19 protein-coding genes are annotated in these 23,500 nt (G+C 59.7%); 14 read left to right on the forward strand and 5 right to left on the reverse strand.

Going from position 1 to position 23,500, the window contains the following annotated elements; all coding sequences use genetic code 11:
* Nucleotides 1–76 precede the first annotated feature (76 nt).
* The 3 genes from ACQRAX_RS23035 to ACQRAX_RS23045 all read right to left on the reverse strand — a co-directional run bounded on the left by ACQRAX_RS23035 (nucleotide 77) and on the right by ACQRAX_RS23045 (nucleotide 2,256).
* Nucleotides 77–448, reverse strand: a complete 372-nt coding sequence (locus ACQRAX_RS23035; protein WP_412041415.1) for a translation initiation factor Sui1 — start codon at nucleotides 446–448, stop codon at nucleotides 77–79.
* Nucleotides 449–642: 194 nt separating this feature from the next.
* Nucleotides 643–1,179, reverse strand: coding sequence for an NUDIX hydrolase (locus ACQRAX_RS23040; protein WP_412041416.1), 537 nt, complete (start codon nucleotides 1,177–1,179; stop codon nucleotides 643–645).
* A 3-nt stretch (nucleotides 1,180–1,182) separates the two neighbouring features.
* The gene (locus ACQRAX_RS23045; protein WP_412041417.1) at nucleotides 1,183–2,256 is read right to left on the reverse strand and encodes a DUF2333 family protein; all 1,074 of its coding nucleotides are present in this window, start codon (nucleotides 2,254–2,256) and stop codon (nucleotides 1,183–1,185) included.
* A 280-nt stretch (nucleotides 2,257–2,536) separates the two neighbouring features.
* Here ACQRAX_RS23045 and ACQRAX_RS23050 point away from each other — a divergent pair, with 280 nt between their 5' ends.
* From ACQRAX_RS23050 to accC, 6 genes are all read left to right on the forward strand, one after another.
* Nucleotides 2,537–4,150, forward strand: coding sequence for a diguanylate cyclase (locus ACQRAX_RS23050; protein ID WP_412041418.1), 1,614 nt, complete (start codon nucleotides 2,537–2,539; stop codon nucleotides 4,148–4,150).
* 226 nt (nucleotides 4,151–4,376) lie between these two features.
* Nucleotides 4,377–6,224, forward strand: coding sequence for a methyl-accepting chemotaxis protein (locus tag ACQRAX_RS23055; RefSeq protein ID WP_412041431.1), 1,848 nt, complete (start codon nucleotides 4,377–4,379; stop codon nucleotides 6,222–6,224).
* Nucleotides 6,225–6,309: 85 nt separating this feature from the next.
* Nucleotides 6,310–8,100, forward strand: a complete 1,791-nt coding sequence (locus ACQRAX_RS23060) for a protein-disulfide reductase DsbD (RefSeq protein WP_412041419.1) — start codon at nucleotides 6,310–6,312, stop codon at nucleotides 8,098–8,100.
* A gap of 171 nt (nucleotides 8,101–8,271) precedes the next feature.
* Nucleotides 8,272–8,724: a type II 3-dehydroquinate dehydratase gene (gene aroQ, locus ACQRAX_RS23065; protein WP_412041420.1), complete on the forward strand. Its 453-nt coding sequence runs from the start codon at nucleotides 8,272–8,274 to the stop codon at nucleotides 8,722–8,724.
* Nucleotides 8,725–8,822: 98 nt separating this feature from the next.
* Complete coding sequence (gene accB, locus ACQRAX_RS23070; protein WP_412041421.1) at nucleotides 8,823–9,278, forward strand: acetyl-CoA carboxylase biotin carboxyl carrier protein; 456 nt, start codon at nucleotides 8,823–8,825, stop codon at nucleotides 9,276–9,278.
* A gap of 17 nt (nucleotides 9,279–9,295) precedes the next feature.
* A complete protein-coding gene (accC, locus tag ACQRAX_RS23075) occupies nucleotides 9,296–10,651 on the forward strand; it encodes an acetyl-CoA carboxylase biotin carboxylase subunit (RefSeq protein WP_400172394.1) in 1,356 nt (451 codons plus the stop codon).
* Nucleotides 10,652–10,751: 100 nt separating this feature from the next.
* Here the strand turns inward: accC and ACQRAX_RS23080 are convergent, their stop codons facing one another.
* Nucleotides 10,752–11,513 (reverse strand): hypothetical protein, encoded by a 762-nt coding sequence (locus ACQRAX_RS23080; RefSeq protein ID WP_412041422.1) that lies wholly within the window; start codon nucleotides 11,511–11,513, stop codon nucleotides 10,752–10,754.
* A 677-nt stretch (nucleotides 11,514–12,190) separates the two neighbouring features.
* Here ACQRAX_RS23080 and prmA point away from each other — a divergent pair.
* The 8 genes from prmA to ACQRAX_RS23120 all read left to right on the forward strand — a co-directional run bounded on the left by prmA (nucleotide 12,191) and on the right by ACQRAX_RS23120 (nucleotide 22,507).
* Nucleotides 12,191–13,069, forward strand: a complete 879-nt coding sequence (gene prmA / locus ACQRAX_RS23085) for a 50S ribosomal protein L11 methyltransferase (RefSeq protein ID WP_412041423.1) — start codon at nucleotides 12,191–12,193, stop codon at nucleotides 13,067–13,069.
* A gap of 40 nt (nucleotides 13,070–13,109) precedes the next feature.
* Entirely contained in the window at nucleotides 13,110–14,390 is a 1,281-nt protein-coding gene (locus ACQRAX_RS23090) for a DUF3426 domain-containing protein (RefSeq protein WP_412041424.1), read from the forward strand.
* A gap of 156 nt (nucleotides 14,391–14,546) precedes the next feature.
* Nucleotides 14,547–15,560, forward strand: coding sequence for a tRNA dihydrouridine synthase DusB (gene dusB, locus ACQRAX_RS23095; protein ID WP_412041425.1), 1,014 nt, complete (start codon nucleotides 14,547–14,549; stop codon nucleotides 15,558–15,560).
* The gene (gene fis, locus ACQRAX_RS23100) at nucleotides 15,557–15,877 is read left to right on the forward strand and encodes a DNA-binding transcriptional regulator Fis (RefSeq protein ID WP_003186237.1); all 321 of its coding nucleotides are present in this window, start codon (nucleotides 15,557–15,559) and stop codon (nucleotides 15,875–15,877) included. Before dusB ends, fis begins: the two co-directional genes overlap by 4 nt.
* Before the next feature lie 82 nt (nucleotides 15,878–15,959).
* Nucleotides 15,960–17,567, forward strand: coding sequence for a bifunctional phosphoribosylaminoimidazolecarboxamide formyltransferase/IMP cyclohydrolase (gene purH / locus ACQRAX_RS23105; protein ID WP_412041426.1), 1,608 nt, complete (start codon nucleotides 15,960–15,962; stop codon nucleotides 17,565–17,567).
* 86 nt (nucleotides 17,568–17,653) lie between these two features.
* Complete coding sequence (gene purD, locus ACQRAX_RS23110; protein ID WP_412041427.1) at nucleotides 17,654–18,949, forward strand: phosphoribosylamine--glycine ligase; 1,296 nt, start codon at nucleotides 17,654–17,656, stop codon at nucleotides 18,947–18,949.
* Nucleotides 18,950–19,084: 135 nt separating this feature from the next.
* A complete protein-coding gene (locus tag ACQRAX_RS23115; protein WP_412041428.1) occupies nucleotides 19,085–21,856 on the forward strand; it encodes a hybrid sensor histidine kinase/response regulator in 2,772 nt (923 codons plus the stop codon).
* A gap of 54 nt (nucleotides 21,857–21,910) precedes the next feature.
* A complete protein-coding gene (locus ACQRAX_RS23120; protein ID WP_412041429.1) occupies nucleotides 21,911–22,507 on the forward strand; it encodes a MarC family protein in 597 nt (198 codons plus the stop codon).
* A gap of 88 nt (nucleotides 22,508–22,595) precedes the next feature.
* Here the strand turns inward: ACQRAX_RS23120 and ACQRAX_RS23125 are convergent, their stop codons facing one another.
* Nucleotides 22,596–23,297, reverse strand: coding sequence for a hypothetical protein (locus ACQRAX_RS23125; RefSeq protein ID WP_412041430.1), 702 nt, complete (start codon nucleotides 23,295–23,297; stop codon nucleotides 22,596–22,598).
* Nucleotides 23,298–23,500 lie beyond the last annotated feature (203 nt).

Genomic DNA, 23,500 nt, shown 5'->3' on the forward strand with positions numbered 1-23,500 from the left:
TTTCCGTGTTCAGGGATAGACCCTTCCTACGGGAACGAGTTTAGAAAGCGAACTGCAAAAAATCGCGATACGGTCTTCAGCCGCCGGACTTTTTCGCTTTGAAGCCTTGTTTGATCAGCTCTGCCAACATTAGCTCGACGTGATCGCCCTGGATTTCGATGACCCCGTCTTTCAACGCGCCGCCGGTACCGCAGCGACGCTTGAGCGTGCTGGCCAGGTCCTTGAGCTGTTCCAGGGGCAGCGGTATACCGCTGATGGTCGTCACCGTCTTGCCGCCACGGCCTTTGCTTTCGCGGCGCACGCGAGCAATGCCATCGCCTTCGGGGATGAGCGTTTGTTTACAGATGCAGGCATCTATGGGCTTGCTGCAGTCCGGACAATGCCGACCTGCATCAGTGGAGAACACCAGGCCACCCAGGGCGGCGAATGATGCGGCTTTTTTGGCCACTTTTGATCCTCGAACGGTGAGGACAAAAACTGGTCGGCGCCCCAGGCAGGGTACCGACCGCGAAGCCCCACTCTGGCAGGGGCAGCGCAACTGTCGCACCAGGGTACGACAGCCTTGAAAGGCCGCGCAGTGTAACGATAAATCCCGCAGATGCTAAGTACAAAACTGCGCCATTTTCCATGCGATTCGCGACGTCAGGCCCGACGGTCGATATAACGCTGCAAAGCGGCCAGCGAATCGGGGCAATACGGTTGTTGCCGGCTGTCGGCCAGGGCCTGTTCAAGCGGCAGAAAGCGCGCTTCGCTGACCTCCTCCGGCTGCAGGCGCAACGGCCCGTCCCAAACCGCCGAAAACACCGCGCACCAGAGCCGGTTGCCGGGCTGATCGAAGAAGAACCGTTCGTGGGCCGTTAGCTCGACGCCGCTGACGCCAAGCTCTTCTTCCAGCTCGCGCGCGGCCGACTCGGCAAAGCTTTCGTCAGCCTGGACCATGCCCCCCGCGGCGACATCCCAGTAACCCGGATAAATCGCTTTGCTCTCGGTGCGCCGATGCACGCACAGCTCACCGGCCGAGTTGAACAGCAGAATGTAGGTACCACGCCCGATCAGGCCTTTGTCACGCAGTTCAGCGCGAGGCAAGGCCCCCAGCAACTGGTCGTTGTCGTCGACCCAGGCGATCAGTTCAGCGTCGGAGGCAGCGCGGTGCGCCGCCTCTTGTTTGGAAATGGCCATCGATCAGCCTTGCGACAGCAACTGGCGCAGGTCGATCACTGCCGCGTTGGCGCGGGAGATATAGTTGGCCATGACCAGCGAGTGGTTGGCCCACATGCCGAAGCCGCTGCCATTGAGCACCATTGGGCTCCACAGCGGCTCTTGGGAGGCTTCCAGTTCACGAATGATCTGGCGCACGCTGACCGTGGCGTTCTTCTTTGCCAGAACGTCAGCGAAATCCACTTCGATGGCACGCAGCAGGTGCGACAGCGCCCAGGCCTGGCCACGGGCTTCATAGAAGACGTTGTCGATCTGCAGCCATGGTGTCTCAACCACTTCCTCATCCAGTTGCGGCGCTTGTCCGGCGACCACGGTCTCGGTCTTCAGGCTGCTGTTGAGCTTGACCCGACCGACGCTAGCCGACAGCCGCTGAGACAGCGAGCCCAGACGGGTGGCTACGTCGCCCAACCAGTTGTTGAGGTTGTCGGCACGGGTATAGAACAGTGCGCCTTGCTGATCCGGCGAGGCCAGACGCTTCTGGTAGCGGGTCAGGGAATTGATGCCTTCCTGGAACTCCGATTCGCTCGACGGCAGGATCCAACTCTTGTTGTCGAAGTTAAAGCGCGGCTCGGCCTTGGCCAGATCGGCGTCTTCGGCAGACTGCGACTGCGAACGGGCGAAGTCTTTACGCAGTGCCCGGCTCAGGTCGCGGACCTGCACCAGCACGCCATATTCCCAGCTAGGCATATTGTCCATCCACAGGCCTGGTGGGAAACGGTCGTTGGAAATGTAGCCGCCCGGCTTATGCAGCAAAGTCCCAGCAACGGTTTTCAGGGTCTCTACCGTGGTGTAGCCAACAACCATCTGCTGGCCGGTCTTCTGCGCAGCCGCCTGGGCATTTTGCTGGACCGGAAACAGATCCGGTTCAGCGCTCCAGTACCAGCCCAGGCCGATGCATACCAACAAGTACAGGCCGATCAGCGTGCCCAGCGCGCGGCTGAAAAACAATCCGCCAAAGTAACTGCGGGTGGCGGCACTGCGGGGCTCGACACGCTCGCGCGCCTCGGCTTTGCCTGTACGGTTTTTCCAATCCAGCATGGCGTTGTCCTTTCTGTCACGTCGGTTCAAGGGGTTCGACCGCAACCCCCGGGCTTCGTGCCAGCGCTGTGCGGTTTTCCACGGCGCGCCGCCTGCCGGGGTGGGCAAGTATCCCAGCACTATAAATCAAGCGCGCCGGATCGCATAAGCGACTATCGAGTCGGCAACTGAATAAACAGACTTGTACAGTAAATTGATACAAGACACTCGATTGCCGGAAAAGAGGTGCTAGCATAGAGCCATCACTCGAACTGCCTCACCCCATATAAGTAGTCAGGACATGACCGAGCCAGAAGACCCCAACCGTGAGCGCCTCAAGCAACACTTTGCCCAGCGGGTTATTCACCAGGCTCGGCAGATTCTCGAGATCTGGCAGCGCCTGCAGCGCAGCGAGTGGTCGACTGGCGACCTGGGGGAACTGTGCGAGGCCAATCTGCGCCTGCAGCGCTACGCTGAGCGCTTCGAACAACCGGAACACAGCGAGCTGGCCGAGGCCATCGGCCAGACCCTTACTGCCGTCGAAGCCAATAGTGCTCGCCTGAGCAGCCACCTGATCAGCGAGCTCAACCGGCTGATGCAGCGTTTGTCACGTACCGGCCTGCGCCAGGGCGACCAGCTTGAGCATGTGCCGTTGCCACCGTTGCGCAAACCGGTCTACATCATGCTTCAGGACCACGACCGGGCGGAGCGTCTGGCTCAGCAACTGGAGTTCTTCGGCCTTGGTGTACAAGCCTTGTACAGCGCCGATGCGTTTCGTGCCTCGATGAGTGAACGCTTGCCATCGGCGATCGTCATGGACGTCGACTTCACCGGCAGCGGTGTCGGCTTGCAACTGGCCGCCCATGCTCAGCAAGGTTTGGAGCAGCGGGTACCGTTGCTGTTCTTCAGCCTGCATGAAACCGACACGCCAACACGCCTGGCCGCAGTGCGCGCCGGGGGCCAGGAGTTTCTCACCGGCACCCTGGAAGCCTCCAGCCTGTTGGAAAAAGTCGAACTGCTGACCAGCGTCACTCAGTACGAACCCTTCAAGGTACTGATCATCGACGACTCCCGGGCTCAGGCCATGCACACCGAGCGCTTGCTCAATAGTGCCGGCATCGTCACCCGCACCCTGACTGATCCGATCCGCACCATGGCTGAGCTTGCCGACTTCCAGCCGGACTTGATCATCCTCGACATGTACATGCCCGAGTGCACCGGTACTGAGCTGGCCAAGGTGATTCGTCACAATGACCGTTATGTCAGCGTGCCAATCATTTACCTGTCAGCCGAAGACGACCTGGACAAGCAACTCGACGCCATGAGCGAAGGCGGCGATGACTTTCTGACCAAGCCGATCCGCTCGCGCCACCTGATTACCACTGTGCGCAACCGGGCTGCACGGGCGCGTAACCTCAAGGCGCGAATGGTGCGCGACAGCCTGACCGGCCTGTACAACCACACACATATCCTGCAACTGCTCGAAGACTGCAGCTTCCGCGCCCGCCGCGAAGAACAGCCACTGAGCTTTGCCATGCTCGACATCGATCACTTCAAGAAGGTCAATGACAGCCATGGCCACCCCATGGGCGACCGGGTGATCAAGAGCCTGGCGTTGTTTCTCAAACAGCGCCTGCGCAAGTCCGACTTCATTGGCCGCTATGGCGGTGAAGAGTTCGCCATCGTCATGCCCAACACCGACTTGTCAGCGGCGCACAAGGTTCTTGACGAAATTCGCCGGCGCTTTGCCGAAATCCACTACCCTGCGCAACCGCGTGATCTGTCCTGCACGTTCAGCGCCGGGGTGGTGCAACTCGGTGATGAGCTCGATGCGCTGAGCATGGCGACTGCTGCCGATGAAGCGCTGTATCAGGCCAAAGGTGCAGGCCGCAACCGTGTGCAGCGGGTCGGCTAGATAAAGGCAAAGTGCCACTTTTTCTAATTTGAAGCCCGACCTCGTCATCACCCGGTCACAAAAACGCAATAACTTCAGGGGCTTACCATTCGGCCGTTGGTAGACCCTGCACATGCGCCTGAAACTGCTCACCAATTTCAACACCCTGTTGCTGGTAACCGTTTGTATCGCCCTGGGTGCGACCCTGTGGTGGTCGCAGCGGGCACTGGAGCGCCCTTATCAAATCATGGAGCGCTATCTGTCGCTGTCGCAGCAATTCCAGAATCAGGCAGCACGTAACATCGAGGACTACCTGAGCAGTGGCGATGCGTTGCGCCATGCGACGGCCGTGCAGGCAACGGCAGACCTGCAAGAACAACTCAAGCAACTGCCCGAGCCCTTGTCGGCAAGCGTGCGCCCGAGCCTGGACAACCTGCAGCGCTTTACCGGTAATGAGCTACTGGCGGCGGGTAAGCTCGCCGCTGACCCTCAGGCATTGCTACTACAGGCCGAACGCGAGTTGGGAGCCAGCCTTGATCAACTGGCCAGCTATGCCCAGAGCAGCACCAGCAGAGATGCCGGTGGATATCCTCCCGCACTGTTTCGGGCGGCACTGCACCTCTCGCGCCTGTCCCTCGCTCGCGACAAGCTAGTCAGCAGCGGTCGCAGCGAACTTGCCGATGAAGTGCAGCGCGAGCTTGAGCAAATCGTTAGCCAAGCCCAGGCGCTCGATCAGCTGCCACTGCTCGGTGTCAGCGCTGCGCACGAGTCGAACGCCGACGATTTCGCCGCGCTGATGGGCCTGGAGACGCAAAGCAGCGGCGACGCCGAAGACAGCGGTATTGCCCTCAAGCGCGAGCTCAACAGCTTGCTCAAACGCTACCCGAGTGAACTGCAGCGCACCCGTGAGCAGATTCAGCGCCGAAGCGAGCTGGCCGCCAGCACCCATCAGCAGATTGCCGCCGTACAGCAGGCCATCACCGCCCTTGAACCGATGGTGCGCAGTCAGCATGCGACAATCCAGGGCGAAGTGCGCCTGATCCAGGGCCTGATGATTGGCCTGATCCTGTTGATCGCCTTGCTCATCGATACCCTCCAGGGGCGTCTGGCACGGGTGCTGACCAACCTGGCGCCGGCCTTGTCGCGCTGGGCCGAAGGCGACTTCGCGCAGGACATCGCCTTGGGTAGAAGCAACCGTGAAATGCACGACATCCAGGACTCCCTTAACCGCCTGCGCCTCTACTTGGTGGAGCTGGTCGGGACCATCCGCAGCAATGCCGAACAGGTGGCGGGTAGCAGTCATGCCCTGGCTGGCATGAGCAGCGCCTTGCATCAGGGCGCTGAACGCCAGGCCGGTGACACAGCGCAAATCCGCGATGCCCTCGGCGAGCTGGAGGCGACCATCCTGCAAGTGGCGGGCGATGCCAGCCAGGCCGCTGACGCCAGCCGCGACGCCGGGCGGGCGGTGGAACAGGGCCAGGCTGTCATCGGCCAGAGCCTGACTGGCCTGCGCACCTTGGTCGATGAGGTACAAGATAATGCGCAGATGATTGAACAACTGGCTGAAGAGTCGGCGACCATCGGTGGCGTACTTACAGTCATTCGCTCGATTGCCGAACAGACCAATCTACTGGCTCTCAACGCGGCGATTGAAGCTGCCCGTGCCGGGGAAATGGGCCGCGGCTTTGCCGTCGTGGCCGAAGAAGTGCGTTCATTGGCCCAGCGCACCACCGGGGCTACCGGTGAAATTCAGAGCCTGATTGGCCGCCTGCAGCAAGCGGCACGCGAGTCTGTAGAGGGCATGCGCGCCCAGTTGGAGCATGCTCAAGTCACTGCCGATCAGGCGCAAGCGGCCGATGGTGCCCTGGATGAGATCGTCGCGTCGATTCAGACCATTTCAGCTACCGCAGTCAGAATTGCCGACGTCACCGCGCAGCAAAGTGGCGCAGTGAGCGAGATTCGTGACCACAGCGAGCGGATTCATGACTTGGGCGAAGACAACCTGCAACGCATTGGTGAAGGGCGTGAGCAGGGTGAACAGTTGCTCAGGCTCGGCGGGGCGTTGAACACTGCGGTTCAGGCTTTCCGGCTGTAATCTGCGCCATCGCCGCCTATTGCGCTAACTGCAGATATCGCCCCAGTCCGTTATCATGCAGGCACTTTTGTACTGCGAGACCGCCATGCGCCGCCTGCTTTGCCTCCTGTTTCTGCTTCTGGCCTTGCCCGCCGTTGGCGCCGGCCTGCTCGACAACCGGCCCAGCGCCACCCTCGGCGCTGCCTCGCTGAATAACAGTAGCGACTTCCTGCCTGTGCACGAGGCCTTCAAGCTGAGCCTCATTCAAAGCGACGCGCAAACCCTCAAGCTACGCTTCGTCGCCACCGATGGATATTACCTGTATCGCCATCGCTTCCAGTTTCGCACTGAGCCTGCCGACATCGCGCTGGGTAAAGCACAGATCCCTCCCGGCGAAGCCAAGCACGACGAGTTTTTCGGCGACGTCGAGGTCTACCACGGCATTCTCGACATAGAGATCCCACGGCCTGCCAACGACTCGCGCGCCTTTACCCTGTTGGTGGGCTACCAAGGCTGTGCCGACAAAGGCCTGTGCTACCCACCGGAAACCGCCCGCCTGAGCATTGATGGTACCGAGGCCGTTGCCCCAACCGATGCCGCGCCGACGATGGTAAAAGCCTGGACCTGGAAAGAACTGCTGCTGTTCTTCCTCGCCGGCGTCGGCCTGACCTTTACCCCCTGTGTCCTGCCGATGCTGCCGATCCTCTCCGGTGTGGTTTTGCGAGGCCAGGTTGGCGGCCTGCGCGGTTTCAGTCTGTCGCTGGCCTATGTGCTGCCGATGGCCGCCTGTTTCGCACTCCTTGGCGCATTGATGGGCCTGTTCGGCGCTGGCATGAACCTGCAGGCACGCTTGCAGTCCGCTTGGGTGCTGGTGCCGTTCTCACTGTTTTTCGTACTGTTCGCCCTGGCGATGTTCGGCCTGTTCGAGTTGAAACTGCCACACGCCATCAGCCAACGCCTGGAACGCCTGGTCGGTCAGACCAAAGGCGGTTCGCTGCTTGGCGCGGCGATCCTCGGGGTGTTTTCCAGCTTGTTGGTATCGCCCTGCGTATCGGCGCCGCTCGCCGGGGCACTGCTGTATATCAGCGCGAGTGGCGATGCCATCGGCGGCGCGCTGAAACTGTTTGCGCTGGGCCTGGGCATGGGCGCCCCGCTACTGCTGGTGGCAACCGGCGGCGCGGCCTGGTTGCCGAAAAGCGGGCCATGGCTGGTGACGGTGAAAAATGCCATTGGCGTACTGTTGCTCGGCCTGGCCATCGGCTTGCTGAGCCGGGTGCTGCCGGGGCAGATCACATTGCTTCTGGTCGGCGCATTGGCCGCCGGGGTGGCGGTGTTCCTGGGTGCACTGGAGTTCACCATGAAAACCACCCGCCAGCGCTTGGCCCAGTTGCTCGGCCTAGCCCTGCTGTTCTATGCCTTGACCTGCTGGTACGGCGCCCTGAGCGGGCAGACCGACCCGCTGCGCCCACTACCCCAGGCCAGCATTGCCAACAGCAGCGCAAGCAACCAGACCCAAAGCGCCAGTGCCTGGCAAACCATCACCACCCCCGCAGCGCTGGACAGCGCCCTGGCTGCTGCCAAGGCTGCCGGAAAGCCTGTGTTGCTGGACTGGTACGCTGACTGGTGCATCAGTTGCAAAGTCATCGAACATGAAGTGCTCAACGCCCCGGCGGTGCTGCCTCAGCTCAAGGACTACACGCTGCTGCGGTTCGATATCACCGACAGCACCGCCGAACAGCGCGCCCTGCTCGACCGCTTTCAACTATTTGGCCCACCGGCACTGTTGTTCTTTGCCGCGAACGGCAGCGAAAAAACCAGCGTTCGGGTGGTAGGTGAGACAAACGCCGGCGAATTTGCCGAGCATCTGACGCGCATTCGTGCCGATCTGGGTCTATAACTTGTTCTGGCCGCCGAAAAGCCAGTATCGATGACCGAAATTAATAAATTAGTCACATATTTAGCGTGATTATCGGTCATCGTGCTGGCTATTGCGGGTAACTGGACAGTGCCCGCCGGTTTACGGCATAGTCGCCGCGCAACGATTCCTAACGATAAAAAGGATTCACAGATGGCAACGCTACTGGTGCTGCACGGCCCCAACCTGAACTTGCTCGGCACCCGCGAACCGGGCGTCTATGGCGCCGTCACTCTGGCGCAGATCAACCAGGGCCTGGAGCAGCGCGCCCGCGCCGCCGGCCATCATTTGCAGTACCTGCAAAGCAATGCCGAATACGAATTGATCGACCGCATCCACGCTGCGCGCAGCGAAGGCGTCGACTTCATCCTGATCAATCCGGCGGCTTTCACACATACCAGCGTCGCATTACGTGACGCATTGCTGGCAGTGAGCATCCCATTCATCGAAGTGCATTTGTCCAACGTGCACAAACGCGAACCTTTTCGCCATCACTCCTACTTCTCTGATGTCGCAGTAGGGGTGATTTGCGGCCTGGGCGCCACTGGCTACCGCCTGGCCCTGGAGTCTGCCCTGGAACACCTGGCTGCTAACGCAAAGCCCTGATGACGAGAACCTGGCCTACGGGCCGGGGCTCACAAGAAACGTTTGCTAACACGTTTTTATATTTACGCCCCTGACCGAACCTTGGGAGTTGATGATTAATGGATATCCGTAAAGTCAAGAAACTGATCGAACTGCTGGAAGAGTCTGGCATCGACGAGCTGGAGATCAAAGAGGGCGAAGAATCTGTACGGATCAGCCGTCACAGCAAGACCCCAGCCCAGCAGTACTACGCTCCGGCTCCAGTCGCCGCTCCTGTTGCTGCACCCGCTGCTGCGCCTGTTGCCGCCGCTCCAGCTGAAGCTGCCGCACCAAAACTGAACGGCACCGTTGCCCGTTCGCCAATGGTCGGCACCTTCTACCGCAAAGCCTCGCCTAGCTCGCCAGCCTTCGTTGAAGTCGGCCAGACCGTGAAGAAAGGCGACACGCTGTGCATCGTTGAAGCCATGAAGATGATGAACCACATCGAAGCTGAAACCAGCGGTGTGATCGAGTCCATCCTGGTCGAAGACGGTCAGCCGGTTGAGTTCGACCAGCCGCTGTTCACCATCGTTTGAACCGCGGAGAGCCAACGATGTCTGCGAAGCTGGAAAAAGTCCTGATTGCCAACCGCGGGGAAATTGCCCTGCGGATCCTGCGTGCCTGCAAAGAGCTGGGCATCAAGACCGTCGCCGTACACTCCACGGCTGACCGCGAACTGATGCACCTGGGCCTGGCAGACGAATCGGTCTGCATCGGCCCGGCTTCGGCCAGCCAGTCCTACCTGCACATCCCGGCGATCATTGCCGCGGCTGAAGTGACCGGGGCTACCGCCATTCACCCAGGCTACGGTTTCCTCGCGGAAAACGCCGACTTCGCCGAGCAGGTCGAGAACTCCGGTTTTGCCTTCATCGGCCCGAAAGCCGACACCATTCGCCTGATGGGCGACAAGGTATCGGCCAAGGACGCGATGATCAAAACTGGCGTTCCAACCGTACCGGGCTCTGACGGTCCGCTGCCGGAAGACGAAGAAGAAGCCCTGCGCATTGGCCGTGAAGTCGGCTACCCGGTGATCATCAAGGCCGCCGGTGGCGGTGGTGGTCGCGGTATGCGCGTGGTGCACAAGGAAGAGGACCTGATCGCCTCGGCCAAGCTGACCCGCACCGAAGCGGGTGCTGCATTCGGCAACCCGATGGTCTACCTCGAGAAGTTCCTGACCAACCCACGTCACGTGGAAGTCCAGGTACTGTCCGACGGCCAGGGTAATGCCGTGCATCTGGGTGACCGCGACTGCTCGCTGCAGCGCCGCCACCAGAAAGTACTGGAAGAAGCACCGGCTCCGGGCATTGACGAAAAAGCTCGCCAGGAAGTGTTCAAACGCTGCGTCGATGCCTGCATCGAGATCGGCTACCGTGGCGCTGGCACCTTCGAGTTCCTCTACGAAAATGGTGCGTTCTATTTCATCGAAATGAACACCCGTGTTCAGGTGGAGCACCCGGTTTCGGAGATGGTCACCGGTATCGACATCGTCAAGGAGATGCTCAGCATCGCCGCTGGCAACAAGTTGTCGTTCACCCAGGATGACGTGGTGATTCGTGGCCACTCCCTGGAGTGCCGGATCAACGCCGAAGATCCGAAGAAGTTCATCCCCAGCCCTGGCACCGTCAAGCACTTCCACGCCCCAGGCGGCAACGGCGTTCGCGTCGACTCGCACCTGTACAGTGGCTATGCGGTCCCACCGAACTACGACTCGCTGATCGGCAAGCTGATCACCTACGGCAAAGACCGTGACGAAGCCATGGCACGCATGCGCAATGCCCTGGACGAAATCGTCGTCGACGGTATCAAGACCAACATCCCTCTGCACCGCGACCTGGTGCGTGATGAAGGTTTCTGCAAAGGTGGCGTCAATATTCACTATCTGGAACACAAACTGGCTAACCAGGAGTGATTCCGCAGTGATGTAAAAAAGACCCCGGCCTATTGGCCGGGGTCTTTTTTTTGCAGGTTTTAAAGTGCAGGTTTGCCCGGAGACAGCCCTGCGCTCAGGGTTACACCTCAATGATCGCAATGGCTTGCTGCGCGAGCGCATCCGTACCTGCCCGGGTGGCGGGGTTGTACAACGAGACTACAACACAGGTTTGAGCATTGAGCGAAAACAAGTAATTGTCGGCAATGTCGGGATTGAATCGCGCCACCACGGCTTCACCCTGGAAAGCCCCCCGAGCGGCAAGCGGATTGCCGTTGCCACGGCTGACTTGGCGCAGGTCGGTGATCCAGCCGAGATCCTCCGCATGACCACCGCGCAAGCCCGTACTATTGGGTATCCAGCGGCCATCGGCGGTACGCACGATAGCCTGCTGGTGAAAACCCTGTGGTCGATTGGCCTTCACCACTCGCAAGGTGCTGTGCTCGACATCATGGATCACCTTGAAAAGCCGGCCGCGGTCGCGGACAAAATGCTCGATATCCGGCGCAACGCTTGAAGGTACGCTACGCAACGTCCCCTTCCAGATGCCGTCCTCAGTGACCTCCTCCAGGCTTTGCGAGGGTTCTGACGCCCATTGATTGTCAAATTTCATTGAGCGATTCAGGACAGTCGCCCGCCCGGCGTTACCATGCGGAGCGACGATTGATCGGCGCAGTCCGGTGAACAACGGCTTGAGCATCTGCAAACCAACCCCTGGCAGCTGCAACACAGCACCCAATGCACCCCAGGAGGCGTCCAGCCAGTGCCGCAGTGCGACGGCGGCATCACCCTTGGTCTGGGCGATGATGGCTTGGCGCAGGGTACTTGCGGCGTGTAAAGCCAATCGTGTGACATGCCTTGATCGAAATAACGCAGTACGTAGCCCCCCAATACAGCGCAGTCGGCGACTGTGCACCTGACTACGCCATCACTGGTAAGAATCACCTCTGAAGCGGCCATCGCATTGCCATGTGTGATGGTCTTACCGAGCGCTGTCGACAGTGCGCTGAGGCGGTTGTACACATCGACACTGATCTGCTGGCTATCAACTGCGATACGCAAGTCTCGGTCCCCCCTAACAGCGCCCTACCGAACAATTGCTGCCGCTGTCGATACTTGTCTGAATTCTGATCAAGGAACGTGTCGCGAATCTCTTTGATGTATTGCTCGCCAATATAGGCGCGACGGGCAAAGCTAGCGAACTCGGCACTGCGCAGTTGACTCAAGTCCTGACCGAGACTGGAACGAACGCCTCTATCAGGATGGTCAATACCCGCATTATCGTCGTATCCGTAACAAATCAATTCCAGCAGATTGACGACCTTTGGTGTGCTATCACAGCACTCCTTATCTTCAGAAGAGCGCATCCTGAGTTGTACCGCGCCTCGCTATGTCATACATACATACTGCAAGCGCAGAACAAAGTGGCGCGAGCTGTGCACATTGGCGCCTAGCTGGCGTAAACTCCGCGCTTCGCGCAGCCTCGGGCTGCCCCAGTAGATTTTTCCAAAGGTGCCCGCCATGCCTTGGCTGCAAGTACGTCTGGCTATCAGCCCGGAACAAGCCGAAACCTATGAAGATGCCCTGCTCGAAGTCGGCGCGGTCTCGGTGACCTTCATGGACGCCGAAGATCAGCCGATTTTCGAGCCCGACCTGAACACCACGCCGCTGTGGTCGCACACGCATCTGCTGGCCTTGTTCGAAGCCGACACGGATGCTTCTGCGGTGTTCGCCCACCTGCAACTGCTGACCGGCGCTGCATTACCGGAGCACCAGGCCGAGGTCATCGAGGATCAAGACTGGGAGCGCAGCTGGATGGATAACTTCCAGCCAATGCGTTTCGGCCAGCGCCTGTGGATCGTGCCGAGCTGGCACGCTGCGCCAGAGCCTGAGGCGGTCAACCTGCTGCTCGATCCAGGCCTGGCGTTTGGCACCGGCACCCACCCGACTACCGCCCTGTGCCTGGAATGGCTCGACGGTCAGGACATGCGAGACGCACAAGTGCTCGACTTCGGCTGCGGCTCGGGAATTCTGGCGATTGCCGCGCTGTTGCTCGGCGCTCGCGAAGCGGTCGGCACCGATATCGACGTCCAGGCACTGGAAGCCTCCCGCGACAACGCCGGGCGCAATGGTATTGCTGACGAGAAATTCGCCCTGTACCTGCCTGAACACATGCCCGCTATGCAGGCTGATGTACTGGTGGCCAACATTCTGGCTGGACCGCTGGTTTCGCTGTCCACACAACTGTCGACGCTGGTGCGCCCCGGTGGCCTGCTGGCACTGTCGGGCATCCTCGCCGAACAGGGCGAAGAAGTCGCCGCAGCCTACACCAAGGACTTTGATCTGGACCCGATTACCGTACGCGACGGCTGGGTACGCATCAGTGGTCGCCGCCGCTAAGTGCGCCTAGAATAACCTTCTGTATAACCCGGACCGCCGCATGACCGACAGTTTCGTCACCCAGTGCCCGCATTGCCAGACCAGCTTTCGCGTCAGCCACAATCAGTTGAGCGTGGCCCGCGGCGTGGTGCGTTGCGGCGCCTGCCTGCAGGTTTTCAACGCCGCCAAGCAGTTGCTGGAGCAAAGTGCGGCGCAACAGCCCGAGGTAAAGGCGGCGAGTGCCGAGCCCGCGGTGCCAGCCCCTGTCCCCGAGACGCCAGCTCAACAGCACACCTGGAGCGCTGCCGAACTGGACCTCGACCAGCTCGACCTGGATGAAGAACTGGCGCGCCTGGAACAACGCGAGATCCAGCCGACCACTGAGTTCAAGGCCAGCGTGCCACGTGAGGACAGCCTCAGCGCCCACCGTGACGAGCCAGAGAGCGATGATCAGCCCTGGCCTGACAGCCTGTTCAGCACTCCTGCCAGCGAGCGCGAGCCCCTGGCAGAAGGACTCGACGAGCCTCAACCGCCGCTGATTGAACAAGCACCACTGGACCTTGCCCCCGCTCCCGGCGAGCGCACCGAGCCGTCGCTGTCGCTGGCCCCGGACCCACTCGATGACGATCTGGATGATGAACCGCACCATCCCCAGCCCATCGCCGCCGAACGTGACGAGATCGCGATGGAGCATCTGTCGGCCAAAGAGCCGGACGACGACCTCGAAATCCTGCCGAATCCTGCAGACGAGCGCCGTGAACCGGGTCTTGGCCCAGTTTCCAGTCGCCCGGAGCGCAAGGAGCCGCTGCTCGATCTGGTTGACGACCCACTGCAGTTGGATTGGCAAAAGCCAAAAGCCCATTGGGGCAAACGCTTACTGTGGATATTCCTGGTACTGCTGGCCGCCGCCGCCCTGGCGGGCCAGTACATCTGGTACCACTTCGACGAACTGGCCCGTCAGGACCAGTACCGCCCCTGGTTCCAGCAGATCTGCCCACAGATCGGCTGCAAAGTGCCATCGCGTGTGGATATCGCCCGAATCAAGAGCAGCAATCTGGTTGTACGCAGCCACCCGGACTTCAACGGCGCACTGATCGTCGACGCGATCATCTACAACCGTGCACCGTTCATCCAGCCGTTCCCGCTGCTGGAACTGCGCTTTGCCGACCTCAACGGTCAGTTGATCGCGAGTCGGCGCTTCAAACCCGGCGAATACCTCAGCGGCGAACTGGCCGGCAAGGGCGAAATGCCCAGCCAGGTACCGATCCACATCGCCCTGGACATCCTCGATCCAGGGCCCAAGGCGGTCAATTACAGCCTGAGCTTCCGCTCCCCCGAATAGCTTCCGGCCAAAATGCCCGACACTCCAAACTGTCGGGTATAACGCCGCAGTTGTTCAGATTTTATCCAAATCCATCTTTATCCGGTCACCGAGAGCGGGTATCATGCCAACCCTTTTTCGAACTCTAATGATCCGGCCCCACAACAGGGAACTCCTATGTCGGCGGTACGCATCGGCCCATACACACTGCAGAACAACCTGATCCTCGCGCCGATGGCCGGGGTCACGGACCAACCATTTCGTCAGCTCTGCCGACGAATGGGTGCAGGCCTGGTGGTGTCGGAGATGGTCAGCAGCGACATGAGCCTGTGGAACAGCCGCAAGTCGCGTCTGCGCATGATTCACCAAGGTGATCCCGAGCCACGCTCGGTACAGATCGCCGGTGGCGATGCGCAGATGCTTGCCGCTGCAGCCCGGGCCAACGTCGAAGCGGGCGCGCAGATCATCGATATCAACATGGGCTGTCCGGCAAAAAAAGTCTGCAACAAAGCTGCAGGCTCTGCTTTATTGAAAGATGAAGTCTTGGTCAGCGAAATCCTCCACGCGGTGGTTGCCGCTGTGGAGGTACCGGTCACGCTGAAAATCCGCACCGGCTGGGACAGGGCAAACAAGAACGGTCTGACGGTGGCAAAGATTGCCGAACAGGCCGGGATTCAGGCACTGGCGGTACATGGACGGACCCGCGCCGACCTTTACACCGGCGACGCCGAGTACGACACCATCGCTGAAATCAAGCAGGCAGTGTCGATCCCGGTGTTTGCCAACGGCGATATCACTTCGCCAGAAAAGGCCCGGGCCGTGCTTCAGGCGACCGGGGCCGACGGTCTGTTGATAGGTCGGGCAGCCCAAGGGCGGCCGTGGATTTTTCGCGAGATCGAGCACTACCTGCGTACCGGCGAACATTCGCCGGCGCCGCAGTTGCAAGAAGTGGAACGCATTCTGCTGGAGCACCTGGCCGCGCTGCACGCCTTCTATGGCGATGTCATGGGCGTACGCATCGCCCGCAAGCACGTCGGCTGGTACCTGGCAACGCTTCCGGGCGCCAGGGAGTTTCGCGCCCAGTTCAATCGTTTGGAAGATACACAAGCGCAGTGCGCCGACGTTCGTGGCTTTTTCCGCGAACGTGAACAGAGCCTTGAGACAGAGGACGGACAAGGGGTGGCCGCATGACGATGATGACCGAGACTTTAGTGAGTGGAACAACGCCCGTGAGCGACAACGTCAACCTGAAACAGCACCTGAATACACCGAGCGAAGAGGGTCAGACCCTTCGCGGCAGTGTGGAAAAGGCGCTGCACAACTATTTCGCCCATCTGGAGGGCGCGGCCGTCACGGACGTGTACAACCTGGTGCTCTCGGAAGTCGAAGCGCCGTTGCTCGAAAGCGTGATGAACTACGTCAAGGGCAACCAGACCAAGGCCAGCGAGCTGCTCGGGCTCAACCGCGGCACCTTGCGCAAAAAGCTTAAGCAGTACGATTTATTGTAAGCAAGCATCCAAACCAGAAAAGGCGGCTCCCATTCGATGAGGTCGCCTTTTTTGCTGACTCCACCGCGTTATGGAATCTGAAATGACCGACCAGACTACCCGCCTGCCGATCCGCCGCGCCTTGATCAGTGTTTCCGACAAGACCGGGATCCTTGAATTCGCCCGTGAGCTGCAACAGCTTGGCGTCGAGATCCTGTCCACCGGCGGCACCTTCAAGCTGCTCCAGGACAACGGCGTTGCCGCGGTGGAAGTTGCCGATTACACCGGCTTTGCCGAAATGATGGACGGCCGGGTCAAGACCCTGCACCCGAAAATCCACGGCGGCATCCTTGGCCGCCGCGGCACCGACGATGCCATCATGGCCGAACACGGGATCAAGCCGATCGATCTGGTCGCGGTCAACCTCTACCCGTTTGAAGCCACCATCTCCAAGCCTGGCTGTGACCTGCCAACCGCCATCGAGAACATCGACATTGGCGGCCCGACCATGGTTCGCTCGGCAGCCAAGAACCACAAAGACGTTGCCATCGTAGTCAATGCCAGCGATTACGGTCAGGTTCTGGAAAGCCTCAAGGCTGGCGGTCTGACTTACGCTCAGCGCTTCGACCTGATGCTCAAGGCGTTCGAACACACTGCCGCCTACGACGGCATGATCGCCAACTACATGGGTACCGTTAATCAGGCTGCCGAGACTCTGAGCACTGAGGGTCGCAGCGAGTTCCCGCGTACCTTCAACAGCCAGTTCATCAAGACCCAGGAAATGCGTTACGGCGAGAACCCGCACCAGAGCGCGGCGTTCTATGTTGAAGGCAAACCTGCCGAAGCCGGCATCGCCACCGCGGTGCAGCTGCAAGGTAAAGAACTGTCGTACAACAACGTGGCCGACACCGACGCCGCGCTGGAATGCGTGAAGAGCTTCGTCAAGCCGGCCTGCGTCATCGTCAAGCACGCCAACCCGTGCGGCGTGGCTGTGAGCCCGGACGCTGAAGGCGGCATCCGCCAGGCCTACGAGCTGGCCTATGCCACCGATACCGAATCGGCTTTCGGCGGCATCATCGCCTTCAACCGTGAGTTGGATGCAGAAACGGCCAAAGCCATCGTCGAGCGTCAGTTCGTCGAAGTAATCATCGCCCCGAGCGTCAGCGAAGAAGCCCGCGCCGTGGTTGCTGCCAAGGCCAATGTACGCCTGCTGGCCTGTGGCCAGTGGTCGGCTGAACGTGCTGCTGCCTGGGACTACAAGCGTGTGACCGGTGGTCTGCTGGTACAGAGCCGTGACATCGGCATGATCACCGAGGCTGACCTGAAAGTGGTCACCAAGCGTGCGCCAACCGAGCAGGAAATCCACGACCTGATCTTCGCCTGGAAAGTGGCCAAGTACGTCAAGTCCAACGCCATCGTCTACGCCAAGAATCGTCAGACCATCGGTGTCGGCGCAGGCCAGATGAGCCGTGTGAACTCCGCGCGTATTGCTGCAATCAAGGCCGAGCATGCTGGCCTGCAGGTGCAGGGCGCGGTCATGGCCTCGGATGCGTTCTTCCCGTTCCGTGACGGTATCGATAACGCGGCTAAAGTGGGCATCACGGCAGTGATCCAGCCTGGCGGCTCGATGCGTGACGCCGAAGTGATTGCTGCTGCAGATGAAGCCGGCATCGCCATGGTTTTCACCGGCATGCGCCACTTCCGCCACTAATCGTCAAACGGCCGCAATGCATACAAAGCAGAAGCGCAGGAGGCTTTACCTCCTGATTGAAGAATTAGCGTCATCGAGGTTTCAACATGAAAGTTTTGATTATCGGTAGCGGTGGTCGCGAACACGCCCTTGCCTGGAAAGTTGCTCAAGACCCACGGATCGAAAAGATTTTCGTTGCCCCGGGCAACGCCGGTACCGCCACCGAAGCCAAGTGCGAGAATGTCGACATCGACGTTAGCGCCCTGGAACAACTGGCCGATTTCGCCGAGAAAAACGTCGCCCTGACCATCGTCGGCCCTGAAGGTCCGCTGGTTGCCGGAGTCGTCGACCTGTTCCGCAGCCGCGGCCTGGACTGCTTCGGCCCAACCAAAGGCGCAGCGCAGTTGGAAGGCTCGAAAGCTTTCACCAAAGACTTCCTGGCCCGCCACAAGATTCCTACCGCCGACTACCAGAACTTCACCGAGATCGAACCGGCCCTGGCCTACCTGCGCGAGAAAGGCGCACCGATCGTGATCAAGGCCGATGGCCTGGCCGCCGGTAAAGGCGTCATCGTCGCCATGACGCTGGCCGAAGCCGAAGATGCCGTACGCGACATGCTCGCCGGCAACGCTTTTGGCGATGCCGGTTCGCGCGTAGTGATCGAAGAGTTCCTCGACGGCGAAGAAGCCAGCTTCATCGTCATGGTCGATGGCAAGAATGTCCTGCCGATGGCCACCAGCCAGGACCACAAGCGTGTTGGCGATGGCGACAGCGGCCCGAACACTGGTGGCATGGGTGCTTACTCGCCTGCCCCAGTGGTCACTACCGAGGTACACCAGCGGGTCATGGACCTGGTGATCTGGCCGACCGTGCGTGGCATGGCCGAAGAAGGCAACATCTACACCGGTTTCCTCTATGCCGGGCTGATGATCGACAAAGCCGGCAATCCAAAAGTCATTGAATTCAACTGCCGCTTCGGCGACCCGGAAACCCAGCCGGTCATGCTGCGCCTGGAATCGAGCCTGGTACTGCTGATCGAAGCCGCCTTCGCCAAGGCGCTGGACAAGGTTGAAGCGCAGTGGGACCCTCGCCCGAGCCTGGGCGTGGTCCTGGCTGCCGGTGGCTACCCGGGCGACTACAGCAAGGGCGCTGCAATCCATGGCCTAGATGCTGCTGCGAAGATTGAAGGCAAGGTCTTCCACGCCGGTACCGCAATCAAGGACGGTCAGGTGGTTGCCACTGGCGGTCGCGTGCTATGCGCCACTGCCTTGGGCAACAGCGTCGAGTCCGCCCAGCAACAAGCCTACCGACTGGCTGCTGAAATCAACTGGGCAGGCAGCTTCTACCGTACAGACATTGGTTACCGCGCCATCGCCCGCGAACGTGGTGAAGATCAGCAATAAAATAGCGTCTGGAAGCAGCGACGCCACCGGCGTCCTGCCTCCGGTTCGGCGACAAGGCCCGCCATGGGCCTTGCCTTCGCCTCGGCGCGCCGCGCATAGTTATCGTCCAGCACTTTGCTAAGAAGGGATTTCGTTGTGCGTTGGCTCAGGATTGCCATTGGCCTCACCGTCAGCCTGCTGACCTTGCTCTGCCTGTTCCCGGCGTCGGCCGAACAAAGCAGTGGCTGGACGGTTTTGCTCGATGAACAGGCCAACCTGCAGCTCAGTGACGTGCGCTCCGAGCGCTATCGCAACCAATTCAGTCCCATCCCGCTCAACCAACTTGATGCCGCAACGCCAGATCAGGCGCTGTGGTTGCACTTTCGCCTGGAACCCGGCCAGCACGAACAATTGCTGCGGGTCTTCGCACCGGATTTGTCTCGACTTGATCTCTACGCCCTTGAAGGCGACCACCTGATCAAGCACATGCATAACGGCCGTGCCGCCGAAAGCGGCGAGCTGACCCTACGCAGCAGCGACCACCAACTGGCTTTACCGAACAGCCCGCATACGCTGGATATCTACCTGCGCCTGGTTTCCGAGCATCAATTGCGTCCGAGCATCAGCCTGGAGCCTGCCGCCCAGGTCGCCGCCGATCAGCGCCAGTCGCTGATGTTTGGCCTGCTGTTCGGCTGCCTGCTGATGCTGATGTTACATAACCTCATTCGGTTCGCTTATTCACGCTCTACCGCCAGCCTGAGCCTGGCCGTCTACCACGGGCTTATGCTGCTCAGCGCTTTGATTCTGCTCAACCTCAGTGGCCCCTGGTGGAGCCTGTGGCATTCAGCTCAGACTCCCGCGGCATATCTCACCGCATTGCTGGCAAGCCTGGCCGGCCTGACCTTCACGCTGCGGTTTTTCAGCCCCTGTGACCAGCCACGCCTGAGCCGCCTACTACAGACGGAAATGATCCTGATCGGGCTCTCTGGCCTGCTACTGCTATTCGTCGACACTCTACCGCTCAATCTGATGACCTATGCGCTGTTCGCCGTGGGCAGCTTGAGTATGCTGCTGATCGCCAGCTACCACTGGTACAAGGGCTATGCACCCGCGCGACTGTTCACCTTGGCGATGCTGGTCTTCAATATTGGCTGCCTGGTGGTACTGCCCGCACTGCTCGGACTGACCCGAACGCCAACGCAATGGTTACTGTTCATTCTTCTGGGGCTGACCAGCTTCAGCGGCCTGCTGCTCAATCTGTCGGTCAGCGAACGCCTGCGCCGGATCAGTGAAGAGCGCTTCAGTGCCAGTCGCGAGCTGGCCGCCAGCAACGCTGAGATCAACGCCAAAGCCGAATTCCTGGCCAAAATCAGCCATGAAATCCGCACACCAATGAACGGCGTGCTAGGGATGACCGAACTGTTGTTGGGCACACCACTTTCGGTCAAACAACGCGACTACGTTCAAACCATCCACAGTGCCGGCAACGAACTGCTCACGCTGATCAACGAAATCCTCGACATTTCCAAGCTCGAGTCCGGCCAGATCGAGCTGGATGACGTGCAATTCGACCTCAATGCGCTGATCGAAGATTGCTTGAGTATTTTCCGCGCCAAAGCCGAACAACAAAATATCGAGTTGATCAGCTTCACCCAGCCGCAGGTGCCGCGGGTCATCAGCGGTGACCCGACACGTCTGCGCCAGGCGTTGCTGAGCCTGCTGGAAAACGCCCTGAAGAAAACCGAGCAGGGTGAGATTCTTCTGGTGGTGGCGCTCGACCAGCGCGGCAGCGCTCCACGCTTGCGCATTGCCGTGCAGGACAGTGGTGAGCCCATTGCCCCAGGCGAACGCGAAGCGTTGTTGCAGGCCGAACTGCACAGTAAATATTTTCTTTCCAGTAACAAATTGGGCGGACATCTGGGCCTGGTCATTGCCAAGCAGCTGATCACGCTGATGCAGGGCGAGTTTGGGATCAAGACCAGCCATGGCCTGGGCAACACATTGTGGTTGACGCTGCCGCTCGACCCACAGCGCCTCGAACAACCGCCCACCGACCTCGACGGCCCGCTACGTGGCGCCCGGGTGCTCGTGGTAGACGACAATGACACCTGCCGCAAAGTCCTGGTACAGCAGTGCAGTGCCTGGGGTATGAACGTCAGCGCCGTGCCTTCGGGCAAGGAAGCCCTGGCCTTGCTGCGCACCAAGGCACACCTGCGCGATTATTTCGATGCGGTCCTGCTCGACCAGAACATGCCAGGCATGACCGGCATGCAACTGGCGGCCAAGATCAAGGAAGACCCGAGCCTGAACCACGACATCCTGTTGATCATGCTTACCGGGATCAGTAATGCGCCGAGCAAGGTCATCGCGCGCAATGCCGGGGTCAAACGGATCCTGGCCAAACCGGTCGCTGGATACACCCTCAAGACCACTCTGGCGCAGGAACTGGCCCAGCGCAGCAAGGACCAGTTGGTCTTCCCGGCACCGACAGGCCTGGGCACAACGCTGAACCTGCCGAGCGACTTCCGCATCCTGGTGGCTGAAGACAACAGCATTTCCACCAAAGTCATCCGCGGCATGCTCGGCAAGCTCAACCTGGAACCGGACACCGCCAGCAACGGAGAAGAAGCCCTGCAGGCGATGAAAACCAAGCACTACGACCTGGTGCTGATGGACTGTGAGATGCCGGTGCTCGACGGTTTTTCGGCAACTCAACAACTGCGTATTTGGGAAGTCAGCAACCAGCGCAGGCGTACCCCCGTGGTAGCCCTGACCGCGCATATTCTCGCTGAGCACAAAGAACGTGCACGCCTTGCCGGTATGGACGGGCACATGGCCAAGCCGGTCGAGTTGTCACAATTGCGCGAGCTAATTGAGCATTGGGTGGCGCATCGCGAAGCCGAATCCAATCAGGTGTCGACCTCATAAACGCGGCCGCCCTGATACACTTCTTCCACGTTTCCCTTGCCGCGAGCCCAGACCATGCTCCATGAGTTATTCAGCGTTTACCTGAAAATGCTCGTGCTCTACAGCCCGTTTTTTGTGCTCTCGTGCTTTATCAGTCTGACCCGTGGTTATTCCAGCAAAGAGCGCAAACGCCTGGCCTGGAAAGTAGCCATCGCCGCGCTGATTGCCAGCGTGCTGTTATACCTGTTCGGGCGGGCAATCTTCGGCGTGTTCGGAATCACCGTTGATGCTTTTCGCATCGGTGCTGGCAGCGTGCTGTTCATTTCCGCTCTGGGCATGGCTCAGGGCAAGTCGGCGGTGCAAACCGACAACGTACAGCAAGATGTCACTATCGTGCCGCTGACCATTCCCCTGACCGTCGGCCCCGGCACCATCGGCGCGCTGTTGGTCATGGGCGTCGGTCAGCCGCATTGGGATGACAAGTTGCTGGCCATCGCCAGCATTGCCCTGGCCAGTTTCACCGTCGGCCTGGTGTTATATCTCTCGCACCGGATCGAGCGGATACTTGGCGACCAGGGCTTGCAGATCGTCAGTCGATTGATGGGGTTGTTTGTCTGTGCGCTGGCAGCTCAGATTATCTTTACCGGGATCAAAGGCTATCTGGTGCCGTAATATTACGCCCGGGATAGGAAACTCAGCAGTCGCCCTTGCCACCACAGCGCCCGCTCCGTCACTCGCCTGTGTAACCATTGTTAAACGCCTAGCCTGGGCGGTGACTGAATTCTGCGTAATCGATTTTCTTGAAGTGATTCGCCTGGGACTTTTTCATCCAACCAATCAAGTCGGACTTGACCTCATCGACGACCTGTTGATGCAAGCTGTCTGCGCCGAACGCCAGGCACTCGCTTTTCAACCCACTTGGCGCAAACAACTGTGTATGCCAATCATTCTGAACGTGCTCGGCGGTATGCATGTATAGGCGAGCACTATAAAGACACATTGACCGGGTGATCACTCGAAACTCAACAGCAAGCGAATCGAAATCCGATGAGCCAGTCCTACGCACCACGGCCTGCTTCAGGAACCCCTTCAACAAAGGGTGGGTTGTCGGCAAAGTAAAAAAGGCCTCCAGTTGCTTCATAGCCTCTACACGCAGTTCGTCCGGAATATGCGGAATAAAAAATTCAGACAAATACCGCCAGGACTGGAACGACTTAACACAAGTACGTTGGTTGCTTTTGTTGTCAGCCTCAAGCAACAACCAACCTAGCTCATGCTGTTTTTTTATGTAGTTTTTTTCCCAGAAATTATCGTCGGAAAACCGACCAGCCCTAGCGTTGGCGAAAATCTCAGCCACGCGCTGAATTCCAAAAACAACATCTCGCTGCTCCGCAGAAAGTGTTCTATCTACCAGCGAAATACAACTACCGCCCACCCATATATCAAACTCATATTTCGACATATCCTGAACCTCGTCCCGTGAAATAATAGAGGAGCAAAACTCCTCTATTGAACGGAAAATTATTCGCCTGCGAGGAAGCTCAGCAGCGATTGCTTTGCTTTCTCTTTAACGCCGCCCTCAATCAAATGTAAGCGCTCCATGAACCCCACATTCCAAGCGCTTATCTGATGCTCGATGCTGTGCTCCCGATTCTCTCAGGAGCC

This window comes from Pseudomonas sp. UM16 (assembly GCF_050312595.1).
Lineage (GTDB): Bacteria > Pseudomonadota > Gammaproteobacteria > Pseudomonadales > Pseudomonadaceae > Aquipseudomonas.

Excerpts from the sequence above, each read along its gene's own strand:
- ACQRAX_RS23040 (WP_412041416.1), bottom strand. The coding sequence starts at position 1,179 with ATGGCCATTTCCAAACAAGAGGCGGCGCACCGCGCTGCCTCCGACGCT.
- ACQRAX_RS23045 (WP_412041417.1), bottom strand. The coding sequence starts at position 2,256 with ATGCTGGATTGGAAAAACCGTACAGGCAAAGCCGAGGCGCGCGAGCGT.
- ACQRAX_RS23050 (WP_412041418.1), top strand. The coding sequence starts at position 2,537 with ATGACCGAGCCAGAAGACCCCAACCGTGAGCGCCTCAAGCAACACTTT.
- ACQRAX_RS23055 (WP_412041431.1), top strand. The coding sequence starts at position 4,377 with ATGGAGCGCTATCTGTCGCTGTCGCAGCAATTCCAGAATCAGGCAGCA.
- ACQRAX_RS23060 (WP_412041419.1), top strand. The coding sequence starts at position 6,310 with ATGCGCCGCCTGCTTTGCCTCCTGTTTCTGCTTCTGGCCTTGCCCGCC.
- aroQ (WP_412041420.1), top strand. The coding sequence starts at position 8,272 with ATGGCAACGCTACTGGTGCTGCACGGCCCCAACCTGAACTTGCTCGGC.
- accB (WP_412041421.1), top strand. The coding sequence starts at position 8,823 with ATGGATATCCGTAAAGTCAAGAAACTGATCGAACTGCTGGAAGAGTCT.
- accC (WP_400172394.1), top strand. The coding sequence starts at position 9,296 with ATGTCTGCGAAGCTGGAAAAAGTCCTGATTGCCAACCGCGGGGAAATT.
- prmA (WP_412041423.1), top strand. The coding sequence starts at position 12,191 with ATGCCTTGGCTGCAAGTACGTCTGGCTATCAGCCCGGAACAAGCCGAA.
- ACQRAX_RS23090 (WP_412041424.1), top strand. The coding sequence starts at position 13,110 with ATGACCGACAGTTTCGTCACCCAGTGCCCGCATTGCCAGACCAGCTTT.
- dusB (WP_412041425.1), top strand. The coding sequence starts at position 14,547 with ATGTCGGCGGTACGCATCGGCCCATACACACTGCAGAACAACCTGATC.
- fis (WP_003186237.1), top strand. The coding sequence starts at position 15,557 with ATGACGATGATGACCGAGACTTTAGTGAGTGGAACAACGCCCGTGAGC.
- purH (WP_412041426.1), top strand. The coding sequence starts at position 15,960 with ATGACCGACCAGACTACCCGCCTGCCGATCCGCCGCGCCTTGATCAGT.
- purD (WP_412041427.1), top strand. The coding sequence starts at position 17,654 with ATGAAAGTTTTGATTATCGGTAGCGGTGGTCGCGAACACGCCCTTGCC.
- ACQRAX_RS23120 (WP_412041429.1), top strand. The coding sequence starts at position 21,911 with ATGCTCCATGAGTTATTCAGCGTTTACCTGAAAATGCTCGTGCTCTAC.
- ACQRAX_RS23125 (WP_412041430.1), bottom strand. The coding sequence starts at position 23,297 with ATGTCGAAATATGAGTTTGATATATGGGTGGGCGGTAGTTGTATTTCG.